The sequence below is a fragment of the Microbacterium sp. genome, assembly GCF_029263575.1.
GTDB lineage: Bacteria > Actinomycetota > Actinomycetes > Actinomycetales > Microbacteriaceae > Microbacterium.
In genome coordinates this window covers 1-19,409 of record NZ_JAJUFV010000009.1, presented here as the reverse complement: position 1 = coordinate 19,409, position 19,409 = coordinate 1, and the positions used below count along the sequence as shown (strand labels likewise).

Here is a 19,409-nt window from a genome sequence, read left to right as displayed (position 1 = left end):
CGGCAGATTGGGCACCTATGCGGAGCGGATGCCGCTCAGCGGCTCGGTCCGAAACCGCACGAGCACGGCCAAAGAGTCGTCGTCGACGGTGAAGTCTGTCCCCATCTCGGAGCGGAATTCGGCACTGTGCCAGAATTCCTCGTGGCCTGTGCGCCACTCGGCGACCGTCGTGAAGCCCTCGCCTTCGGCGATGGCGTGATCGAGGTCGACCTCGGCCAGACGCGCCACCCGGACCTCAGTGATCTCTTCGATGCACACGGGCTCCCCGGCTGAGTCGATCACGACCGCACGGTCTCCGACGGCGGGCAGCGGGTCGCCGTCGACGTCGTACTGCGCGACCAGTGAGGTCGTCGACGTCTTCGCTCCGCTCAGAATCGCCGCAACCAGCTGGTCGCGCAGCGGCCCGGGGAACGCGTACTCGGAAACGGACAGATCGGCTTCAGGCATCCGATCATCCTATGTGCCATGACGCCCCGCATCCGTCCCGATCTGCTGAGCACGTCCCGATCTGCTGACGTTCTGAGAGAATTCCTCGGCAGATCGGGACACAGTCGGCAGAGCGGGACGCGCACGTGCGGCAAATCCGGACGCGCACGTTCTGCACAGCCCGCTCGCAACGCCCGCTTGTCCCCATTCCTGCGTCCACCGACGAAGGGATGCTTCGCCATCCGCCATGGTGTGAAGCATGTCGGCTACGGAAACCATCAAGCGCCTGGGCGGAATAGCACGTGGCACGCAGTTGCAGGATCTCGGCTTCGCCCGCCGGACCTTGTCGAGACTGGTCGGCCGCGGTGAGATTCTTCGGATCCGCGACGGGGTCTTCGCCGTCGCCCCGATCAACAGCGACGTGCATGCGGCGACCGCCCACGGCGGCGCCCTGACCTGTGCGAGCGTGCTCCGGATGCTCAACATCTGGGTACTCGACGTGCCCGAGGTACCGCATGTCTGGCTCGGTGCCGACAACCACAGGCATCCGCACGACGGCTGCGTCTGCGTGTCTCATTTCTACCGCGGGCGGCCGCCGCTCGGCCGTGTCGATCTCGAAACTGCCTTGCTGCATTTCCGCCGGTGCGCGGGCGATGAGGCGTTCTTCGCCGCTTTCGAGTCGGCGTGGAAGCTCAGGCTTCTGTCGAAAGCGGCTCGCTCCCGCATCAGGGCAGCTCTGCCGGCATCCGTTCGTTGGCTCATCGACATCGCCCGTGCCGACGCCGACAGCGGACTTGAATCGTTGCTTCGACTGCGGTTGCACATTCTAGGCATCACATTGCGGTGTCAGGTTGTCATCCGAGATGTCGGCAAGGTCGACTTCGTCGTCGGCGGCCGGCTCATCCTTGAGGCAGATGGCAAGGAGAACCACGCCTCGGAGACGAAACGCCACAAAGATCGAGTTCGGGATGCCGCGGCATCCGCCCTCGGGTATGAGACGCTGCGCTTCGACTACGCCCAGATCGTGCACGACTGGACGACGGTTCAGAAAGCGATCGTTGCGGCTTTGCGGCGGGTGCGAGAGTACGCCTGATGTGTCCCGATCTGCTGAACCGGTCCCGATCCGCTGACGTTCTGAACGAATCAGTCAGCAGAGCGGGACGCCCTCCGCAGAGCGGGACGCCCTCCGAGGCGACCAGAGTAGCCAGCGTCAGCTGAGCTCGCCGCCCTCCAGCAGTTCGGTGACCATGGCCGCGATGGCCGAGCGCTCCGAGCGCATCAGGGTCACGTGAGCGAACAGGTCGTGCCCCTTGAGCGTCTCGATGACTGAGGCGATGCCGTCGTGTCGGCCGACGCGCAGGTTGTCGCGCTGTCCGACGTCGTGGGTGAGCACGACGCGCGAATTCTGGCCCATGCGGCTGAGCACGGTCAGCAGCACGTTGCGCTCCAACGACTGCGCCTCGTCGACGATCACGAACGCGTCATGCAGCGAGCGCCCCCGGATGTGGGTGAGCGGAAGCACTTCGAGGATGCCGCGTTCGACGACCTCGTCCATGACGTTTCCCGAGACGACCGAACCGAGCGTGTCGAAGACCGCCTGCCCCCACGGTCCCATCTTCTCGTTCTGGTCGCCGGGCAGGTATCCGAGCTCCTGACCGCCGACGGCGAACAGCGGGCGGAAGACGATGATCTTCTTCTGCTGCTGCCTCTCGAGCACGGCTTCGAGCCCGGCGCATAGCGCGAGCGCTGATTTTCCAGTTCCGGCGCGGCCGCCGAGAGAGACGATTCCGACGTCCGGGTCGGTGAGCAGATCGATCGCGATGCGCTGCTCTGCCGAGCGCCCGTGCATACCGAACAGGTCACGATCGCCGCGGACGAGCTTGTACTCGCCGTCGCCGGAGATGCGCGCGAGCGCCGACCCGCGTTCGGAGTGGATGATCAGTCCGGTGTTGACGGGCAGGCCGCGAGCCTCTTCGCTGAGTCCGACCTCGCTCTCGTACAGGTCGCTGATGTCGTCGCCCGACAGGTTGAGCGTGGCGATGCCCGTCCAGCCCGAGTCGACGGCCTGCTCTGCAAGGTATTCCTCGGCGAGCAGACCGAGGGATGCGGCCTTGACGCGCATGGGGAGGTCTTTCGAGACGATCGTGACGTCTTGTCCGTCCTGCGCGAGATTCATGGCGACGGCGAGAATGCGGCTGTCGTTGTCGCCGAGGCGGATGCCGCTGGGCAGCGCCGAGGCATCCGTGTTGTTCAATTCGACACGCAGCGTGCCGCCCTCACCGATCGGCACCGGGAAGTCGAGGCGGCCGTGCTCGACGCGCAACTCGTCGAGGTGGCGCAGCGCCTGCCGTGCGAAGTATCCGATCTCTGGATCGTGGCGTTTGCCCTCGAGCTCTGTGATCACCACGACCGGAAGGACGATCGAGTGCTCAGCGAAGCGAAAGAATGCCTGGGGATCACTCAGCAGCACCGAGGTGTCAAGCACGTAGGTGCGAAGATCCTGCTCCGGCTTCCCAGCGGATGCCTTGCGCGAGACCTGACGGGTGGACTGCTGTGCTGTACGTGTGGTCACGACCCACTCCCGACCCGGGATGCTTCCCGGCTATGCCTCGAGTCGACCAGGGCCACGAGTCGCGATCCAGAAGGCCGACTCGACCGGGCACGGTGCCCGATGACTTGAACGTACGACTTCGGATGCGTCATCAAGCGAAGACACGCCCGACGCGCGGATGAACTTCCGATTAACGCGATCAGCCGATTAACGCGATCAGCCCAGTGTGCCGATGGCGTCGTCGAGCATCTGCAGGGTCTCGACACTGGTTCCCGCATGCGCGGCCACGCGGACGGTCGCCCCGCGTGTGGTCGCGACGACGCCCGCGTTCGTGAGCGCGGCGGAGAGCACGGCGGGCTCGTCGGGCGCCAGGGCCACAATGCCCGCGCGTTCACTGCGCTCGCGCGGCGTCACGGTCGGGATACCGTGGCGATCGGCGATCTCGAATATGCGGTCGACGTGCTCCGCGATGGCCCCTTCGATGGCCGCGACACCGGCATCGCGCACGTCGCGCAGGCCCACCGCGAGGCGGGCGACGGCAAGTTGATCGGGGTGGTTGACTGAGTAAGCACGAGCGGATGCCGTTGGCGCCGGCAGTTCGTCGACCGGGAGTCCGCCGTCGACGCCGGCGAACCCGGACAGTACCGGCGCGATACGCTCGCGGGCCCGCGCTGAGAACGAGGTGAAGCCTGTGCCGCGTGCGGCGCGCAACCACTTGTACCCGTGCCCGGCCACGACGTCGGCGGCCGAGAAATCCGTGTCGACCACGCCGAACGACTGCACGGCGTCGACGATCAGCAGTCGATCGGGTCCGATGACCTCACGCAGCGCGGCCAGATCCGCCCGGTAACCGGTACGGAAATCGACATGGCTCACGGCGAGCGCCGCCACGTCGTCGTCGAGGGCGTCGGCGACGGCATCCGGCGTCACGAAGGTGTGCTCGGGCGTGATCCACCGCGGCGACAGCTCACCCGACGACGCCTGCGAGGCGCGCTCCAACGTCATACTGATGCTCGGGAACTCCGCCGTCGATGCGATCACCGCTCCGGTGAGTCCGTAGAAGGCGTGCATGAGCCCGTACGTCGCCGACGGCTGCATCGTGACCTCGTCACCCGACGCACCGAGCATCTCGGCCGCGATCTCGCGTGCTTCCGAGAAACGCTCGTCGACGAGCGTGAGAGATGACGGACGCCCGCTGCCCAGCAGGTCGGCATCCGCGAAAACCTCAGCACGGATGCTCGGCGAGATCGGCCCGAACGCCGCCCAGTTCAGATAACCGGGGTCGCCTTCGAACGTTTCAAGATAGTCGTCGAAAGTGGTCACCCTACGATTCTCCCATGCATCCGCATGAGATGCATGGTGAGGTGGCGGGCGCTTCGACAGGCTCAGCGGCCGGTCTCGGGCCGACCAGCTCGCGAGATCGGCGTGACTCAGCGGCCGAAGCGGCGGTCTCGGTCGGCGAAGTCGCGGATCGCACGCAGGAAGTCGACCTCACGCAGATCGGGCCCCAGAGCCTCGACGAAGTAGAACTCGCTGTGCGCGCTCTGCCAGAGCAGAAAGTCGCTGAGGCGCTGCTCGCCGCTCGTGCGAATCACGAGGTCGGGGTCGGGCTGGCCGCCCGTGTACAGGTGCTCGCCGATCATCTCGGGGGTGAGGTGCGCGGCGAGGTCTTCCATCGTGCCGCCCGAGGCGTCGTGCTCGGCGATGATCGAGCGCACGGCGTCGACGATCTCGTGGCGTCCGCCATAGCCGACGGCGAGGTTCACGTGCAGGCCCGCGTTCTGTTTCGTGCGCTCTTCGGAATCACTCAGCACCCGGGCGAGCTCGACGGGAAGGATGTCGGAGCGCCCGACGTGCTTGACGCGCCAGTCGGGTTGCATCGACAGGGCTTCGGCGAGCTCGGCGATGATCTCGATCAGGTCGGCGATCTCTTTCGAATCGCGTTTTCGCAGGTTGTCGCTCGAGAGCAGATACAGCGAGACGACCTCGACGCCGATGTCGTCGCACCAGCCGAGGAACTCCCGCATCTTCGCGGCACCGGCGCGGTGTCCGTCAGCGGGCGATTCCAGCCCGAGCTGACGAGCCCACCGCCGGTTTCCGTCGATCATCATCGCGACGTGGTGCGGCACGGATGCCACGTCGAGCTGTCGCCGAAGACGGTTGCCGTACAACCGGTACAGCAGCCCGCGACCTTCACCCGCACGCGTATCCACGTGCCTACGCTACCGCGCAGCAGACGATTTCCCGGTGTGCTGCACCTGTGCATCCGCAATGTGTACGTCCGGCGGCATAGGTGGCCGCATAGAGTGAACGGGTGAGCACACCCGAGACAAACGCCACACCCGTACCGAAGCTTCCGCTGCTGAAGGCCGCGAGGGACGATGGTGCTGCCGAGATAAAACCGTCATGGCGCGGGTGGCTGCATGCGGGGACGTTCCCCGTGGCGATCGCGGCCGGAATCGTGCTGATCGTACTCGCGGAGGGCGCTCCGGCGAAGTGGGCGGCCGCGGTATTCATGGCCAGCTCTCTGCTGCTCTTCGGCAACTCCGCGCTGTATCACCGCATCGACTGGGGCCCGAAGACCAAGCTCGTACTCAAACGCATCGATCATGCGAACATCCTGCTGCTGATCGCCGGCACGTACACGCCACTGGCCGTAGGCGCCCTGCCTCCTGACAAGGGCACGCTCCTGCTGATCCTGGTGTGGAGCGGTGCGCTACTGGGGATCCTCTTCCGAGTGTTCTGGATCAATGCGCCGCGCTGGCTCTATGTCGCCCTCTACCTCCTGCTCGGCTGGGCCGCCGTGATGTACATGGTCGACCTGGTGAATGCGAATGTCGCGATGATGGTGCTCGTGTGCGTGGGCGGCGTGCTCTACACCGGCGGCGCTGTCATCTACGCGTTGAAGAAGCCGAACCCGTGGCCCGGTCACTTCGGCTTCCACGAGATCTTCCACCTCTGCACGGTGCTGGCGTTCCTGTGTCACTGGACCGCGTGCCTGCTCATCTCGCTGGCGCCGTTCACGCCGTCGCTGGGCCTGAGCGGCTGACACGGATACTGATACTGAGGCCGACCCTGACGAACGGAGATTCCCATGGCTGATGTCGAGAGCTTCACGCTGGATCACACCGCTGTCCGCGCCCCTTATGTTCGTCTGATCGCGGTCGAGCGCGGCCCGCGCGGCGATGCGATCTCGAACTTCGACGTGCGTTTCGTGCAGCCCAACGAGGGCGAGATCCCGACGGCGGGCCTGCACACGATCGAACATCTGCTGGCGAGCCTGCTGCGCGATCATCTCGACGGCGTCATCGATATCTCTCCCTTCGGTTGCCGAACCGGCTTCCACCTGATCACCTGGGGTGAGCCGGGCGTCGCAGATGTCGTCGCGGGCGTTCGCGCCAGCCTGGCCGCGATCGCCGAGGATGTCACGTGGGACGATGTGCCCGGCGTCGACGCCGTCAGTTGCGGCAACTACCGCGACCACAGCTTGCACAGCGCACGCGAGTGGTCGAAGCACATCCTGGCACAGGGCATCAGCCTCGATGCGTTCACGCGCGTAGGCGTGTGATGTTCGACGAGCTCCGTGGCACGGTCGTCTTCGTCACGGGCGGTGCCAGCGGTATCGGCGCCGGCATCGTCCGCGCTTTCCTCGCCGAAGGTGCGATGGTCGTGAGCGCCGATGTGAGCTTTGACACGCCCCTGCAGTCGACGGGCAAGAACGCGTGGACGGTCGGCCTCGACGTCAGCGACGAGAAGACGGTGGAGCGCGTGTTGGATGCCATCGCCGACACCGTCGGAATCGTCGACACCGTCGTGACCGCGGCAGGAACCTCGACCATGGCTCACGCGGTAGCGACCACCGGCGACGAGTGGGATCGCAATCTCGACGTCAACGCGAAGGGTTCGTTTATCGTCGCCCGCGAGGTGGCACGCCGTCTCGTGGACGCCGGGCGCCGTGGCCGCGTCATCTTCGTCTCATCGCAGGCAGGAAAGAACGGATACCGCGGCATGACAGCATACGTCGCCTCGAAGCACGCCGTGCTCGGGGTGACCAAGACGATGGCGGTCGAGCTGGCGGCGAACGGCATCACCGTGAACGCGATCTGCCCCGGCATCATCGAGACGCCCATGAAGCATCGCGAACGCATCGAGGGCGGCGCGATTCGCGGCATGACCGCCGAGCAGGTGGCAGAAGAAGACCGCTCACAGGTGCCGCTGGGGCGCACGGGAACAGTCGAAGACGTCGCCGGGGTCGCTCTGTTCCTCGCCAGCGATCTGGCGGGCTACATGACCGGTCAAGGCCTCAACGTCACCGGCGGAATGACGATGCACTAACGCCGGGCGCGTGACACTCCGTGGGATCAGCGGCTGGCGGGCGGGTTCTGCCCGGCATCGCCATCCGCGCCCGCATCGCTTTCGGCGCCGTCGTCGTCGGCCGCGCCGTCTGCGGTGGAACCCGCGTCCACCGCTGCGTCAGCCGATGCCGCGGCATCCGTCGTCTCCTCGCTCTTGAGCGCGGCTTCTTCAGCGTCGAGCTCTTCACGCACCTCTTCGCGGTAACGCACACGTCGAATCCGCCGATTCATGTCCCAGATCAGCAGCACGACCACGGCGACGATCAGGACGATCGCCGCGAAACCGAGGGGCCCGGGGGTGACGGAGTCTGGGTCGACGGTCATCGACGGCGTCGGAATCGGGGTTTCTGTTCCGAACAGCACGAGCATGAGTCTGCCTTTCCTGCGCAGGTCGCATAACCTGGAGATACCAGCCTAACGACCGAAAGCACTCCCCCGTGACGACAGCAGCACAGCTCGACGAGCGATATGGTCGCACCCGCACGAAACGAAGCACGTGGATCATCGTCGGCACACTCGCGATCATCGTGATCGTCATCGCCGGCTGGTTCACCATCTCGCAGTCGATGGGCGCTGTCAACGCCGACGATCTGGGCTACGAAGTGGTCGACGAGCACAGCGTCACGGTGAACTTCCAGGTCAGCGGCCGCGCCGATAGCGCCGTCGTCTGCGCGATCGAGGCGCTGGATGAGGAGTTCGGCGTGGTCGGGTGGAAGATCGTCGAGGTTGAGCCCGACGGCACCCATCTGCAGCGTCTGAGTGCCACTGTTCCCACGGTCTCCGCCGCCACGACAGGTTTGGTGAACACCTGCTGGGTCGCATAGAATCATCCGAGACAAGCGACGCCCCGGCCAGGTTGCCGGGGCGTCTTGGCATATCCCCATCGCCCTGAAGGGCGTTCGACGAAGGAGCACGCTGTGTCCACAGACGCTCAGGTACCTTTCCTCACGCAGGACGCCTACGATCGGCTCGTCGCCGAGCTCGAGCACCTCTCCACAATCGGTCGCGACGAGATCGCCAAACGCATCGAAGCGGCTCGCGAAGAGGGCGACCTCAAGGAGAACGGCGGCTACCACGCGGCCAAGGACGAGCAGGGCAAACAAGAGGCGCGCATCCGCACCCTCGAGCAGCTCCTGAAGACCGCGAAGGTCGGCGAGGCACCGGCGAGCCGCGGCATCGTCGAGCCCGGAACCGTCGTCACGGCTCTGGTCGCCGGGGGCGAAGAAGTCTTCCTGCTGGGCAGCCGCGAGATCGCAGGCGACACGGATCTCGACGTCTACAGCGAGGCCAGCCCCCTCGGGCAGGCGATTCTCGGCTTGAAGGTCGGCGAGAAGACCACGTACGAGGCCCCGAACGGCAAGGCGATCTCAGTCGAGATCACCAAGGTCGACACCTACGCCGGCTGAGCCTCGCCCGCATCAGTCGGGGACGACGCTCGGGTTGAAGCCGGCACGGCGGAGCGTATCGATCGTCAGCTCGGTGTGCTCGGTGCCGCGCGTCTCGATGCTCAGCTGCAAGATCACTTCGCTGATCTGCAGCCCCTGACCGTGACGGGTGTGCAGCACCTCGACGACATTCGCTCCAACCTGCGAGAGAAGCTCTGACACGCGGGCGAGCTGTCCGGGGCGGTCGGGCAGCGGGATGCGCACCGAGAGATAGCGACCGGATGCCGCGAGCCCATGCGAGACCACGCGCTGCAGCAGCAACGGATCGATGTTGCCTCCGGAAAGCACCGAGAGGGTCTTGCCTGTTCCAGAGACCTTTCCGGCGAGGATCGCGGCGACACCGACGGCACCGGCGGGTTCGACGACGACCTTCGAGTGCTCGAGCAATACCACGATCGCCCGCGCGATATCGTCGTCTGTGACGGTGACGACTTCGTCAACGAGCCCGTGGATGATGTCGAACGGAACATCTCCGGGCTTGGCCACCAGGATGCCGTCGGCGATCGTGGGCTGGGTCTGGATCTCGACCGGATGCCCGGCCGTGAGGGAAGGCTCCATCGCCGCCGCGTTCTCCGCCTGCACGCCGATCACGCGCACGGTGCGTCCGGCTTTCGCGGCCTTCGCCTTGGCCGCCGCCGCCACACCGGCGATGAGACCGCCGCCGCCGATTCCGACGAGGATCGTGTCGACATCCGGTGCATCCTCGATCAGCTCCAGGCCAAGCGTCCCCTGCCCGATCACGACATCCCGGTGATCGAAGGGGTGGATCATCACGGCACCGGTGCGCTCGGCGAACTCGTCAGCCAGCTGCAGGGACGTCGCGACGGTCTCGCCCTCGAGGACGACTTCGGCGCCGTATCCGCGGGTCGCGAGGAGCTTGGGAACCGGAACGCCCAGCGGCATGAAGATCGTCGCGGGAATGCCGAAGGCCTGCGCCGCGAGCGCGACGCCCTGGGCATGGTTTCCGGCGGATGCTGCGACCACTCCGCGTGCGCGCTCTTCTGCGGTGAGCTGCGAGAGGCGGTAGGTGGCACCGCGGATCTTGAAGGATCCCGTGCGCTGCAGATTCTCCATCTTCAGCACGACGGGTGAGCCAAGAGCATCGGAGAGCACGCGTGAGGGCATCGTCGGGGTGTGTGCGATGACGCTCGCCAGCCCCTTCGCGGCTTCTTCGAACTCGGCCAGGCTGGGAACTGCGCTCATGTATTCCTCCGTTGCCGCGTGCGCGGCACTGTACTCCAGATGAGATCACCGGCGGGTTGTCGGCCGGTCTTCCATGACCCCGTGCTCAAGGTCACAGCGACGACGTTCACGAAGGCCGCGAGCGGCACGGCGAACAGGGCGCCGGGAATGCCGGCGATCATCGATCCACCGGCGACGACGAGCACGACGGCGAGCGGATGCACTTTCACGGCCGATCCCATCAGAATCGGCTGCAGAATGTGTCCCTCGATCTGCTGCACGCCGATGACGACCACCAGCATCCAGAATGCGTTCCACGGGTCGTTGTAGACGAGGGCGAGGAACACGGCGACCGCGCCGGTGGTGACAGCACCCACGATCGGGATGAACGCACCGAGGAACACCAGCACAGCCACGGGAATGGCCAGCGGTACGCCCAGCAGGTAGGCGCCGATGCCGATGCCGATCGAGTCGATCGTGGCCACCAGCAGCTGCGTCTTGGCATAGTTGACGACGGTGCGCCAGCCGATGCGGGCGGATGCGTCGATCGCAGGGCGCGCGTCGCGGGGAAAGAGCTTCGTCGTCCAGCGCCAGATGCCGCTTCCGTCGGCGAGCAGACAGATGAGGATGAAGATCGTCAGCAGCGCGCCTACGGCCACATGGCCGAACGTCGTACCGATCGCCAGGGCGCCGGTCCACAGTAGTTGCGCCTGCTCGGCGATCAGGGTGAACGCCTGATCGAGATACTGCTGAATGTCGGTGTCGGACAGGTGCAGCGGCCCATTGATGAGGTATTGGCGCAGCTCTTCGACGGCTGCCACCGTGCTGGCCTGCACGTCTGACCACTGGCGCGCGATCTGCCAGCCGACGAGCCACAGCAACCCGGCGACGATCGCGAGGGTTCCCAGGAGCGAGATGATGATCGCCAGCCAGCGCGGGACGTGTCTGCGGAGCATCCATTCGAATGCCGGCCACAACAGCGCCGTGACGAGAATGCCGACGAGCATCGGAATGACCAGGAGCTTGAGCTGAATGACGACCCAGATGATCACGCCGGCTGCGGCTGCGATGAGCAGCAGTCGCCACGCGTAGGCCGCGGCGACGCGGAGCGAGAAGGGCACGGCCTGATCGGTCGTCGTGGACACGGTGCGGTCTGTCGGCATGGCGCCCCACAGAAAGTCGCGCTTGCGTGGACGCTTCTCTTCCGTCATCTGGCCAGTCTAGTTTGTGGTGGCGATGCTGAATGTGTGAAGTCGTCGAGAGCGGCCGGATGCGATGTCGGAGCGTGGCGATACGCTGACCACATGGCAGAGACTCTGAGCGCGGCGCAGGCGCGTCGCGTCGCTTTGGGCGCCCAGGGGTTCAGCAGGCGCCGCCCGAGCAGTGAGGTCTCCGTGCGGCATCTGCACCGGGCGATGCAGCGCCTGGGCGTGCTGCAGATCGACTCGGTGAATGTGTTCGCCCGCAGTCATTACCTGCCGCTGTTCTCGCGGCTGGGCGCCTACGACTCTGCTCTGCTCGATCGGGTGTTCCTGTCGCGGACCACCCATTACGTCGAGTACCTCGCACACGAGGCGACGTTCATGCCGATCGACGACTGGGCCCTGTGGCGCTTTCGCATGGAGGCATTCCGCAGACGATGGGAGTCTGACCCGCAATCGTGGCTGAGCCAGAACGCACGCACGATCGCGTGGGTCACCGACGAGCTGCGCGACCGAGGACCGCTGCGGCCTGCCCAGCTTCGCGCCGATGCCCCACGCGAACGAGGGACCTGGTGGGATTGGGACGACGTCAAGCTCGCCCTCGAACATCTATGGCGCACGGGCGATGTCGCCATCAGCGGCCGTCGCGGGTTCGAGCGCACTTACGCTTTAGAAGAGCAGGTGATCCCCGCCCATGTGCGCGAGCGTGTGATTCCGCGCGACGAGGCGATTCGTGAGCTGGTGCGGCGCGCCGCTCGATCGTCCGGGGTGGCCGCCGAGAGCGACCTGGCCGATTACTACCGCATCCGTGATCGCGTGGCGATCCGGCAGGCGATCGGTGAACTGGTCGAACTGGGTGAACTGCAGCCCGTCGAGGTGCGCGGCTGGCAGCGAAACGATCAGCCCATACCGTCCTGGTTGCATCGCGATGCAGTGCTGCCCCGCCGCATCGACGCCGCGTCGATTCTCACGCCGTTCGATCCGGTCGTGTGGTTCCGCGAACGTGCGCTGCGCGCATTCGAGCTCGACTACCGCATCGAGATCTATGTGCCCGCGCACAAGCGCCGGTATGGCTACTACTCGCTGCCGGTGCTCGTCGGCGACCGCATCGTCTCCCGGGTCGATCTGAAGGCCGAGCGAGCGACATCGACGCTGCAGGTGCAGTCTGCGTGGTGGGAACCGCAGTCGCAGGCCGGCGATGCGGTACCTCTCGCTCGCGAACTCGCCTTGGCCGCGCAGTGGCAGGGCCTGGAGAACATCTCGGTGTCGGGGTGGGGTGACGCGACCGAGGCTGTGGCCGATGCCCTTCGTGCCGTGCGCAACGACGTGCAGCGCCACACGCACGCTCGCGAGGAAGTATGAAACGGCGCACCGTCTGGATCATCGTCGGCGTAGCCATGGCTGCTGCGGTGGTCGCCACGGCGGTATGGCTGCTGATTCCACGCGGCGGAAGCGCGGAAGATCAGGCGCGGGCGTATCTGCAGGCACTCGAGCGCGGCGACGTCGCGGCCGTGCAGGCAACCGGCCTTGATGTGCCGCCCGAGGCCGCGGCGGCCTTCGCCGCGGCGAGCGAATACATCAGTGATGTGCGCGTCGGCGAGATGACCGAGAGCGGCTCCTCTGCATCGGTGAGTGCGTCGTTCTCGATAGCAGGCGAACGCGTCGATACCGAGATTCCGATGGTCCGAAGCGGCGGACGATGGGTGCCCGATCAGGCAGCCGCTTTCGGCTCGGCTCAGGCTGACATCGCTGTGGCTGTCGGCGACGCTGTGTTCGCAGCGGGTGCTGCTGCACAGCTGCTGCCCGCGCAGTATGAGATGGTCGCCTCGCCGGCCGAGTTCTTGGCGGGCAACGCGACGGTGCAGATCACGCCCGGTTCATCAGAGACGGTTGCCGTCGAAGGCGCGCTCACCCCCGCAGCCGCCGAACACGCGCAAGACCAGCTCACGACGTACCTCGAGATGTGCACAGAACCGGCAACAGCAGTCGCAGCATCCTGTGGCATCAGCATCCCGTGGGCGGCCGACCTCTCGGCGGTGAGCAGCATCACCTACCGCATCGAGCAGCTTCCGACGGTCACGCTGACGCTGACCTCGTTTCAGGCCGGCGGCGGCGTGCTCGTCGCCACCGTCAACGGCACGAGTGTCGACGACGGTTCAGAGACGACGGTGACGTATCGCACCTCGAACTGGGCGTTACGTGGCGATGTGGCGTTCACTGACGATGACATCGTGTTGTCGGTGTGGTGACGCGACGCGGACCCTTCGACAACCTCAGGGACCCGCGGTCAGCTCAGAGACCGACGGTCAACTCAGGCAGCGGGTGGTCGGCTCAGTGCCGAGTCGTTCGTCAGAACTGGACGCGCGGTGGCTCGGCGATCGTCGCACCGTCGGCGACCTCGAAGAACTCGCGTTCGGTGAAGCCGAGCCCCTTGGCGAACAGGTTGTTCGGGAAGACCTTGATCTTGGTGTTGAGCTCGCGCACGCCGCCGTTGTAGAAGCGGCGAGCCGCCTGAATCTTGTCTTCGGTGTCGACCAGCGCGTGCTGCACCTGCAGGAAATTCTGGCTCGCCTGCAGCTGCGGGTAGGCCTCGGCCACGGCGAACAGGCTCTTCAGCGCCTGCTGCAGGTGTCCTTCGGCGATACCGGCTTCGCCGGGGCTCGTCGCTGAAAGTGTTTCCGCGCGGGCGCGCGTGACGTTCTCGAAGACAGCCTTCTCGTGTGACGCGTAGCCCTTCACCGTCTCGATGAGGTTCGGAATGAGATCGGCTCGACGCTTGAGCTGAACGGTGATTCCGCTCCATGCCTCGTCAACGCGGACGTTCAGCTGCACGAGGGAGTTGTAGGTCGCCCAGAAGTAGATGCCGATGAGCACGAGTACCGCGACGACGATCAGAACCGGAATGAGCCACTCCATGGCACACAACCCCCCTTTAACGAGTTTTTCTTATCCTAACGGCGTAATCTGCACGGCGACTGGGCGAATCTCATTCGCCGAGTACGCGTTCGAGGTAGCGGTTCGTGAATCGACGCTGTGGGTCGAGACTGTCGCGAAGCGACACGAAATCATCGAAGCGCGGGTAGCGTTCGCGCAGCTGCGCGGCGTGAAGTGTGTGGAGCTTCCCCCAGTGCGGGCGCCCGCCGTGTTCGAGGCAGATCTGTTCGACGGCTTCGAAGTACTCGGTCGGGTCCGCACGCCAGTACCGGTGCACGGCGATGTATCCGCTGGTGCGGCCGTGCGCTGTCGAGAGCCAACGGTCGTCAGCGGCCGCGAAGCGCACTTCGACCGGGAACTCGATCCGCCACCGGCGCTCGCTGACCTTCTCCTGGATGGCGCGAAAAGCAGCTGCGACGTTCTCGATCGGAAGGGCGTACTCCATCTCACGAAATCGCACAGTGCGGCTCTGGGTAAACACGCGGTGCGAGCGGTCAGTGTATTCCCGGTCGCCGGTGAGCTGCACGGCGAGCCGATTCAGCGGTGGCGTGACAGCAGGGATCACCTTGCCTGTGGCGCACACCATCCGGTACACCCCGTTCGAGAGCAGGCTCTCGTCGACCCAGCGGCCAAAGCGCGGCAGCGGGTGGCGCGGAGCGGATTCGGGCAGTCGCGTCTGTCGCTTCGTGAGTGCGACCTCGGTGTGCGGGAACCAGTAGAACTCGAAATGATCGGATGCCGTCGCCCGCTCATCCAGCGTCTGGATGACCTCGTCGAGCGGCATCGGCTCGTCGATCGCGTGCATGACGAACGCAGGGACGCACTGGACGGTCACCTCGACGATCAGGCCGAGGGCGCCGAGTCCGAGGGCGACGGCGGGAAGCATCTCGGCGTTCTCGGTGTCGCTGATGGTGAGAAACTCGCCCTCCCCGGTGATGAGCGTCACCGCGACGACCTGGGTGGCGAGTCCGCCGAACTCGACGCCTGTCCCGTGGGTTCCGGTCGAGATCGCACCGGCGATCGACTGCCGGTCGATGTCGCCGAGGTTCTGCATCGCCAGGCCGTAGGGGGCGAGGAGCCGCGGGATGCGGTGCAGTCGGGTGCCGGCGAGGAACGTCACGCGACTTCGCGCCAGATCGACGGATGCCACGCCCTGCATGTCGTCGAGCTCAAGAAGAACGCCGGGCGCAACGGCGATGCCGGTGAAGCTGTGCCCGGCTCCGACGGCTTTAATGGGCAGGTTGTGCGCGATCGCCGCTTGCACGGCCCGCTGTACGCCTTCGGGTGTGCGGGGACGTTCGACGCGGGCTGGTCTCGTGTGCGCTGATCGGGCCCAGTTCTGCCAGGTTCCGCCGGGACGTGTCACAGAAACGCCTTTCCCTGGCCGCGGTAGGTGGGAAGCTCGCCAAGCACCTCGGAGCCGGAGACCAGGTGGTACGCGTTGATGCGTTCGGCGGGCTCGCCGCTTTTCGCGTGTCGGAACCACACACGGTCGCCGAGGGCCAGCTCGCGCGCGGCGGTACCTTGGAGCGGCGTCTGCACCTCTCCGGCGGCTTCGCGGGGCATCGTGCGCAGCCCCTCGGGCCACACGGCCCTGGGCTGCCGCGACGCGACGGCGGGGCCGGAGGCAATCCATCCTCCGCCGAGCACGGTGGCGATGTCGGCGGCCGGGCGCCGCACGACGTCGAAGGCGAATGCGGCGGCAGGTGCGGGGCGGAACGAACGGTACCCATCGAAGAGGTGCCCGCCGAGCAGGCCGCTGCCGGCTGATGCCTCGGTGACGGCCTGGTCGCTGCCGGTGAATTCCAGCGAGCCCGTTCCGCCGCCGTTGATGAACTCCAGCGGGGCGATCGAGATCAGCGCCTCCGCGATCTCGGCTCGTCGAACGCGCAGATCTTCGCGCGATCGTGCCTGCACCATGCGGATCACCGGTGCGTCGGGTCCGTTGTCGCCCTGACCGGCGATCTGCGCTTCGTACATCTGCAGACCGACGAGTCGGAACCCGCGCCGTCGGGTGATGGTACGGGCGAAAGCGGCGACGTCGGCGGCGGTGAACAACGGCGATCGACGCACGCCGATGTGGCCGAGTAGCGGCGAGCGCCATGACGCGTCAGCGTCAATGGCCACACGGATCGTCTCGCGGTGGTCGGGCCCGGCGATGCTGTCGATGAGGTCGAGATGCGCGACGTCGTCGACCATGAGCGTGATGCGTGCGGCCGCTGATTCGTCGTGCACGAGAGTCTCGAGCCCGGCGCGGTCTGCGGTCGGGTAGCCGAGGACGATGTCGTCGTGCGTCTCGGCGAGCCAGAGCGCCTCGGCGATCGAGAACGACAGGATGCCCTGATACCCCGGGATCCGCAGCACGGCGTCGAGCACTTCGCGCACACGGACTGATTTGGATGCGACGCGAATGGGGACGCCGCCCGAGCGCACCAGCAGGTCCATCGCGTTGTATCGCAGGGCGTCGAGGTCGATGACGGAGACCGGCGCGGGCAGGTGGCGCGTGGCATCCGTCAACCTCGGCCACCAGTGGGATGGCGTCTCCCACGCGCGTGGGGGTGACCCGTCGAGACTCAGGTCGGCAGTGAGGTCGAGCACTCCCCTACCCTACGACGCAACGCCGATCGCGCGCGAGGATAAGCTTGTCGTCACGCCCCCATATCCCAATGGCAGAGGAAGGCGACTTAAAATCGCTTCAGTCTGGGTTCGAGTCCCAGTGGGGGCACGGCGATTGCCGAGGATCTTCGCGTCCACCGCTCCACCGAGCCGCACCCGTCGGGCGCGGGCGTCGCTACTTCGCTGCGACCTTTGCCTGCTCAGTCGGTGCTCCGTCAGCGGACGCCTTCTTCGCGGCGGGCTTCGCCGCAGCAGGCTTCTCGGCAGCGGGCTTCGCGTCGGCGGCGGGCGCAGCATCCGTCTGGGGACGCGGGCGCGACGCGAACGCCTCGAAGAACGCACGAGGCTCTTGAACCTTCTCGAGGTTCACGATATCGCGGTCGAGCCACAGGTTGTGCCACCAGCCCCAGAGCACGCGCCACTTGCGCTCCCAGGTCGGCATCGCCAGACCGTGGTACCCGCGGTGCGCGACCCAGGCGAGGAAGCCCTTCAGCGCGATCTTGCCCGACTGGAACACGCCGGTACCGAGGCCGAGACCGGCAACCGCACCGAGGTTCTTGTGGATGTAATCAACCGGCTCTTCACCGCGAAGCGTCGCCGTGAGGTTCTTCGCCAGGCGCTTCGCCTGGCGTACCGCGTGCTGAGCGTTCGGCACGCAGAAGCCGCCGACGCCGCCGCCGGTCAGGTCGGGGACAGCCGAGACGTCGCCGGCAGTCCAGGCGCCCTCGACGACCGCACCCTCGGCGTCGACGACGCGAAGCGTCGCCTCGGCACGGATGCGACCGCGCTCTTCGGTCGGCAGGTCGCCCGCGCGCACCACCTGCGGGTTCGCCATCACACCGGCCGTCCATACGATGATGTCGCTGGGGATGACCTCACCGGTCGACAGCTCGACGTTACCGCCGACAGCGCCCGTGACCTGCGTGTCGAGGTGCACGTTCGCGCCGCGCTTCGCGAGATCTTTGAGCACCCACTCACTCGTCTTCAGCGAGACCTCGGGCATGATGCGCCCCATCGCCTCGACGAGGTGGAAGTGCGTCTCGTCGAACGTGAGCTCGGGGTAGCGCTTGAGTAGCGCCGACGCGAATGAACGCAGCTCGGCGAACGTCTCGATACCGGCGAATCCACCGCCGACGACGACGACTGTCAGCAGGCGCTCGCGTTCCGGTCCGGCCGGAAGCGCCGCCGCCTTGTCGAAGTTGGACAGCAGCTTGTCACGCACCCAGACGGCCTCTTCGATCGACTTCATGCCGATCGCGTTGTCAGCGATACCGGGAATCGGGAACGTACGCGAAACCGAGCCGGCCGTCACGACGATCTGGTCGTAGGCGAACTCGTACGCCTCGCCCTCGCTCGGGGTGATGGTGGCGACCTTGTTCGCGTGGTCGATGTTCGTGACCTTCGCGGCGATCACGTTGGTGCGCTTGAGGTGACGACGCGTCGAGACCACCGCGTGACGCGGCTCGATCGACCCCGCGGCAACCTCGGGAAGGAACGGCAGGTACGTCATGTACGGCAGCGGGTCAACGACCGTGACCTCGGCCTCGCCCTTGCGGAGGTGCTTCTCGAGCTTCCAAGCTGTGTAAAAACCCGCGTAACCGCCGCCGACAATCAGGATCTTGGGCACAGTGCTGTTCTCAGGCACAGGTGGGTAACTCCTCGTCAGGGTGCTGGCGTGCGTTGCGCGCGCGCCGTTCGGATGCGCCGGGCAGCAGCAGTGACGCCTAGCCCAATTAGAATACCAGGCACTGTGAGTGCCATGAGCGGCAGTGTGCCATAGCGTAGCGATTCTGCGCTCGGCAGCAAAGGCGAACCGGCTTCTGTGGGCGGCTCCGGAGCGGGCAACGGCTCGATCTCGACGGGCGTCAGCTCGGGCGCCGGCAGCGGATCCGCCTCGGCACGACGGTACAGACGCACCCACTCGGCGAGGTCACCCATCGGGTTCTCATCGACGAGCGGGACGGATGCCGAAACCGCCTTCTTCGCATCCAACAGCCCGTACCCATACAGCGGATCAGGCACCTGCTCCACCCCGGGAACTGGGATAGCGGTCTTGATGATGCGGTTGATGACGTTCGCGGCATCCAGCTCGGGATGCGCCGAGCGAATCAGCGCCGCAACTCCCGCGACGATCGGCGCCGCCCCGCTCGTTCCCTTCCAGTGCGTCAGCGTGCCATCGGCCGCGATCCCCAGCAGCCCCTCGCTGGGTGCTGAGATGCCAATCGTGATGCCCTGCGTGGACGCCTCCTGGCTGGCGATGCCGGTCTGGTCGACGCCGGCGACCGGCAGCACACCGGGAATCGTGGCCGGAGCGCCGATCACCGACGTTCCGCTCCCCCGGTTTCCCGCCGCGACCACGACCACGACGTCGTGCTCGAAAGCATAGAGAAACGCGTCGTCCCAGCTCTCGTCCCAGTCGAGCGTGTTGGTGGTGAGCGACATGTTGATGATGTCAGCCCCGTTGTCGACCGCCCAGCGGATGCCTTTCTCCAGCTGTTCAACAAACGGCACCACGGCCGCGGCACCGAACCCGATCGACACCGACAGCAGGTTCGCCTCCGGCGCGACACCGATCATTCCCGTGCCGTCCTTCTTGCCTCGACCAGCCGCGATCGATGCGACCAGGGTGCCGTGGTCGCTGTCGATGGTTCCCACCGGGGTGCGACCGTCGGGCGAACCGCTGCCTGACACATCAGTG

At 66.2% G+C, this 19,409-nt stretch carries 20 protein-coding genes and 1 tRNA gene; 9 read left to right on the top strand and 12 right to left on the bottom strand.

Annotated elements, in window-relative coordinates; translation table 11 throughout:
• Positions 1-15 precede the first annotated feature (15 nt).
• Positions 16-447: an ASCH domain-containing protein gene (locus Q1J95_RS01925; RefSeq protein ID WP_300265580.1), complete on the bottom strand. Its 432-nt coding sequence runs from the start codon at positions 445-447 to the stop codon at positions 16-18.
• A 238-nt stretch (positions 448-685) separates the two neighbouring features.
• On the opposite strand from Q1J95_RS01925, the gene Q1J95_RS01920 reads away from it, so the two are divergent.
• On the top strand, positions 686-1,519 hold the full coding sequence (locus tag Q1J95_RS01920) for a DUF559 domain-containing protein (RefSeq protein WP_300265579.1): 834 nt from the start codon (positions 686-688) through the stop codon (positions 1,517-1,519).
• A gap of 117 nt (positions 1,520-1,636) precedes the next feature.
• On the opposite strand, the gene Q1J95_RS01915 is transcribed toward Q1J95_RS01920, so the two are convergent.
• The 3 genes from Q1J95_RS01915 to Q1J95_RS01905 all read right to left on the bottom strand — a co-directional run bounded on the left by Q1J95_RS01915 (position 1,637) and on the right by Q1J95_RS01905 (position 5,190).
• Entirely contained in the window at positions 1,637-2,911 is a 1,275-nt protein-coding gene (locus tag Q1J95_RS01915; protein WP_300265605.1) for a PhoH family protein, read from the bottom strand.
• A gap of 282 nt (positions 2,912-3,193) precedes the next feature.
• On the bottom strand, positions 3,194-4,300 hold the full coding sequence (locus Q1J95_RS01910; protein ID WP_300265578.1) for an aminotransferase class V-fold PLP-dependent enzyme: 1,107 nt from the start codon (positions 4,298-4,300) through the stop codon (positions 3,194-3,196).
• 107 nt (positions 4,301-4,407) lie between these two features.
• Positions 4,408-5,190: an isoprenyl transferase gene (locus Q1J95_RS01905; RefSeq protein WP_300265577.1), complete on the bottom strand. Its 783-nt coding sequence runs from the start codon at positions 5,188-5,190 to the stop codon at positions 4,408-4,410.
• A 101-nt stretch (positions 5,191-5,291) separates the two neighbouring features.
• On the opposite strand from Q1J95_RS01905, the gene Q1J95_RS01900 reads away from it, so the two are divergent.
• The 3 genes from Q1J95_RS01900 to Q1J95_RS01890 are packed head-to-tail and all read left to right on the top strand — an operon-like array spanning position 5,292 to position 7,312.
• The gene (locus tag Q1J95_RS01900; RefSeq protein WP_300265576.1) at positions 5,292-6,026 is read left to right on the top strand and encodes a hemolysin III family protein; all 735 of its coding nucleotides are present in this window, start codon (positions 5,292-5,294) and stop codon (positions 6,024-6,026) included.
• Between the two features lie 45 nt (positions 6,027-6,071).
• Positions 6,072-6,545, top strand: coding sequence for an S-ribosylhomocysteine lyase (locus Q1J95_RS01895; protein ID WP_300265575.1), 474 nt, complete (start codon positions 6,072-6,074; stop codon positions 6,543-6,545).
• Complete coding sequence (locus Q1J95_RS01890; protein ID WP_300265574.1) at positions 6,545-7,312, top strand: SDR family NAD(P)-dependent oxidoreductase; 768 nt, start codon at positions 6,545-6,547, stop codon at positions 7,310-7,312. Before Q1J95_RS01895 ends, Q1J95_RS01890 begins: the two co-directional genes overlap by 1 nt.
• Before the next feature lie 26 nt (positions 7,313-7,338).
• Here the strand turns inward: Q1J95_RS01890 and Q1J95_RS01885 are convergent, their stop codons facing one another.
• Positions 7,339-7,701, bottom strand: coding sequence for a hypothetical protein (locus Q1J95_RS01885; RefSeq protein ID WP_300265573.1), 363 nt, complete (start codon positions 7,699-7,701; stop codon positions 7,339-7,341).
• A 68-nt stretch (positions 7,702-7,769) separates the two neighbouring features.
• Here Q1J95_RS01885 and Q1J95_RS01880 point away from each other — a divergent pair, with 68 nt between their 5' ends.
• Together Q1J95_RS01880 and greA are read left to right on the top strand one after the other, a co-directional pair.
• A complete protein-coding gene (locus Q1J95_RS01880; protein WP_300265572.1) occupies positions 7,770-8,156 on the top strand; it encodes a DUF4307 domain-containing protein in 387 nt (128 codons plus the stop codon).
• 93 nt (positions 8,157-8,249) lie between these two features.
• Entirely contained in the window at positions 8,250-8,738 is a 489-nt protein-coding gene (gene greA, locus Q1J95_RS01875) for a transcription elongation factor GreA (RefSeq protein WP_300265571.1), read from the top strand.
• A 12-nt stretch (positions 8,739-8,750) separates the two neighbouring features.
• On the opposite strand, the gene ilvA is transcribed toward greA, so the two are convergent.
• Both ilvA and Q1J95_RS01865 read right to left on the bottom strand, forming a co-directional pair.
• Positions 8,751-9,980 (bottom strand): threonine ammonia-lyase, encoded by a 1,230-nt coding sequence (gene ilvA / locus Q1J95_RS01870; protein WP_300265570.1) that lies wholly within the window; start codon positions 9,978-9,980, stop codon positions 8,751-8,753.
• The gene (locus Q1J95_RS01865; RefSeq protein WP_300265569.1) at positions 9,977-11,170 is read right to left on the bottom strand and encodes an AI-2E family transporter; all 1,194 of its coding nucleotides are present in this window, start codon (positions 11,168-11,170) and stop codon (positions 9,977-9,979) included. The genes ilvA and Q1J95_RS01865 overlap by 4 nt, the downstream gene beginning before the upstream one ends.
• Positions 11,171-11,263: 93 nt before the next feature.
• Between Q1J95_RS01865 and Q1J95_RS01860 the strand changes: the two genes are divergently transcribed.
• Both Q1J95_RS01860 and Q1J95_RS01855 read left to right on the top strand, forming a co-directional pair.
• Positions 11,264-12,523 (top strand): crosslink repair DNA glycosylase YcaQ family protein, encoded by a 1,260-nt coding sequence (locus Q1J95_RS01860; protein ID WP_300265568.1) that lies wholly within the window; start codon positions 11,264-11,266, stop codon positions 12,521-12,523.
• Entirely contained in the window at positions 12,520-13,410 is an 891-nt protein-coding gene (locus Q1J95_RS01855) for a hypothetical protein (RefSeq protein WP_300265567.1), read from the top strand. The genes Q1J95_RS01860 and Q1J95_RS01855 overlap by 4 nt, the downstream gene beginning before the upstream one ends.
• A 100-nt stretch (positions 13,411-13,510) precedes the next feature.
• Here the strand turns inward: Q1J95_RS01855 and Q1J95_RS01850 are convergent, their stop codons facing one another.
• The 3 genes from Q1J95_RS01850 to Q1J95_RS01840 all read right to left on the bottom strand — a co-directional run bounded on the left by Q1J95_RS01850 (position 13,511) and on the right by Q1J95_RS01840 (position 16,693).
• Positions 13,511-14,077, bottom strand: a complete 567-nt coding sequence (locus Q1J95_RS01850) for a LemA family protein (protein ID WP_300265566.1) — start codon at positions 14,075-14,077, stop codon at positions 13,511-13,513.
• A 70-nt stretch (positions 14,078-14,147) separates the two neighbouring features.
• A complete protein-coding gene (locus tag Q1J95_RS01845) occupies positions 14,148-15,461 on the bottom strand; it encodes a D-arabinono-1,4-lactone oxidase (RefSeq protein ID WP_300265565.1) in 1,314 nt (437 codons plus the stop codon).
• Entirely contained in the window at positions 15,458-16,693 is a 1,236-nt protein-coding gene (locus tag Q1J95_RS01840; protein ID WP_300265564.1) for an alanine racemase, read from the bottom strand. The genes Q1J95_RS01845 and Q1J95_RS01840 overlap by 4 nt, the downstream gene beginning before the upstream one ends.
• 54 nt (positions 16,694-16,747) lie before the next feature.
• On the opposite strand from Q1J95_RS01840, the gene Q1J95_RS01835 reads away from it, so the two are divergent.
• A tRNA-Leu gene (locus Q1J95_RS01835) sits at positions 16,748-16,820 on the top strand.
• A 66-nt stretch (positions 16,821-16,886) separates the two neighbouring features.
• On the opposite strand, the gene Q1J95_RS01830 is transcribed toward Q1J95_RS01835, so the two are convergent.
• Complete coding sequence (locus tag Q1J95_RS01830; RefSeq protein ID WP_300265604.1) at positions 16,887-18,338, bottom strand: FAD-dependent oxidoreductase; 1,452 nt, start codon at positions 18,336-18,338, stop codon at positions 16,887-16,889.
• 35 nt (positions 18,339-18,373) lie between these two features.
• A partial coding sequence (locus Q1J95_RS01825; protein WP_300265563.1) for a S8 family serine peptidase occupies positions 18,374-19,409 on the bottom strand: 1,036 nt, incomplete at its 5' end.

Excerpts from the sequence above, each read along its gene's own strand:
- Q1J95_RS01925 (WP_300265580.1), bottom strand. The coding sequence starts at position 447 with ATGCCTGAAGCCGATCTGTCCGTTTCCGAGTACGCGTTCCCCGGGCCG.
- Q1J95_RS01920 (WP_300265579.1), top strand. The coding sequence starts at position 686 with ATGTCGGCTACGGAAACCATCAAGCGCCTGGGCGGAATAGCACGTGGC.
- Q1J95_RS01895 (WP_300265575.1), top strand. The coding sequence starts at position 6,072 with ATGGCTGATGTCGAGAGCTTCACGCTGGATCACACCGCTGTCCGCGCC.
- Q1J95_RS01890 (WP_300265574.1), top strand. The coding sequence starts at position 6,545 with ATGTTCGACGAGCTCCGTGGCACGGTCGTCTTCGTCACGGGCGGTGCC.
- Q1J95_RS01885 (WP_300265573.1), bottom strand. The coding sequence starts at position 7,701 with ATGCTCGTGCTGTTCGGAACAGAAACCCCGATTCCGACGCCGTCGATG.
- ilvA (WP_300265570.1), bottom strand. The coding sequence starts at position 9,980 with ATGAGCGCAGTTCCCAGCCTGGCCGAGTTCGAAGAAGCCGCGAAGGGG.
- Q1J95_RS01865 (WP_300265569.1), bottom strand. The coding sequence starts at position 11,170 with ATGACGGAAGAGAAGCGTCCACGCAAGCGCGACTTTCTGTGGGGCGCC.
- Q1J95_RS01860 (WP_300265568.1), top strand. The coding sequence starts at position 11,264 with ATGGCAGAGACTCTGAGCGCGGCGCAGGCGCGTCGCGTCGCTTTGGGC.
- Q1J95_RS01855 (WP_300265567.1), top strand. The coding sequence starts at position 12,520 with ATGAAACGGCGCACCGTCTGGATCATCGTCGGCGTAGCCATGGCTGCT.
- Q1J95_RS01850 (WP_300265566.1), bottom strand. The coding sequence starts at position 14,077 with ATGGAGTGGCTCATTCCGGTTCTGATCGTCGTCGCGGTACTCGTGCTC.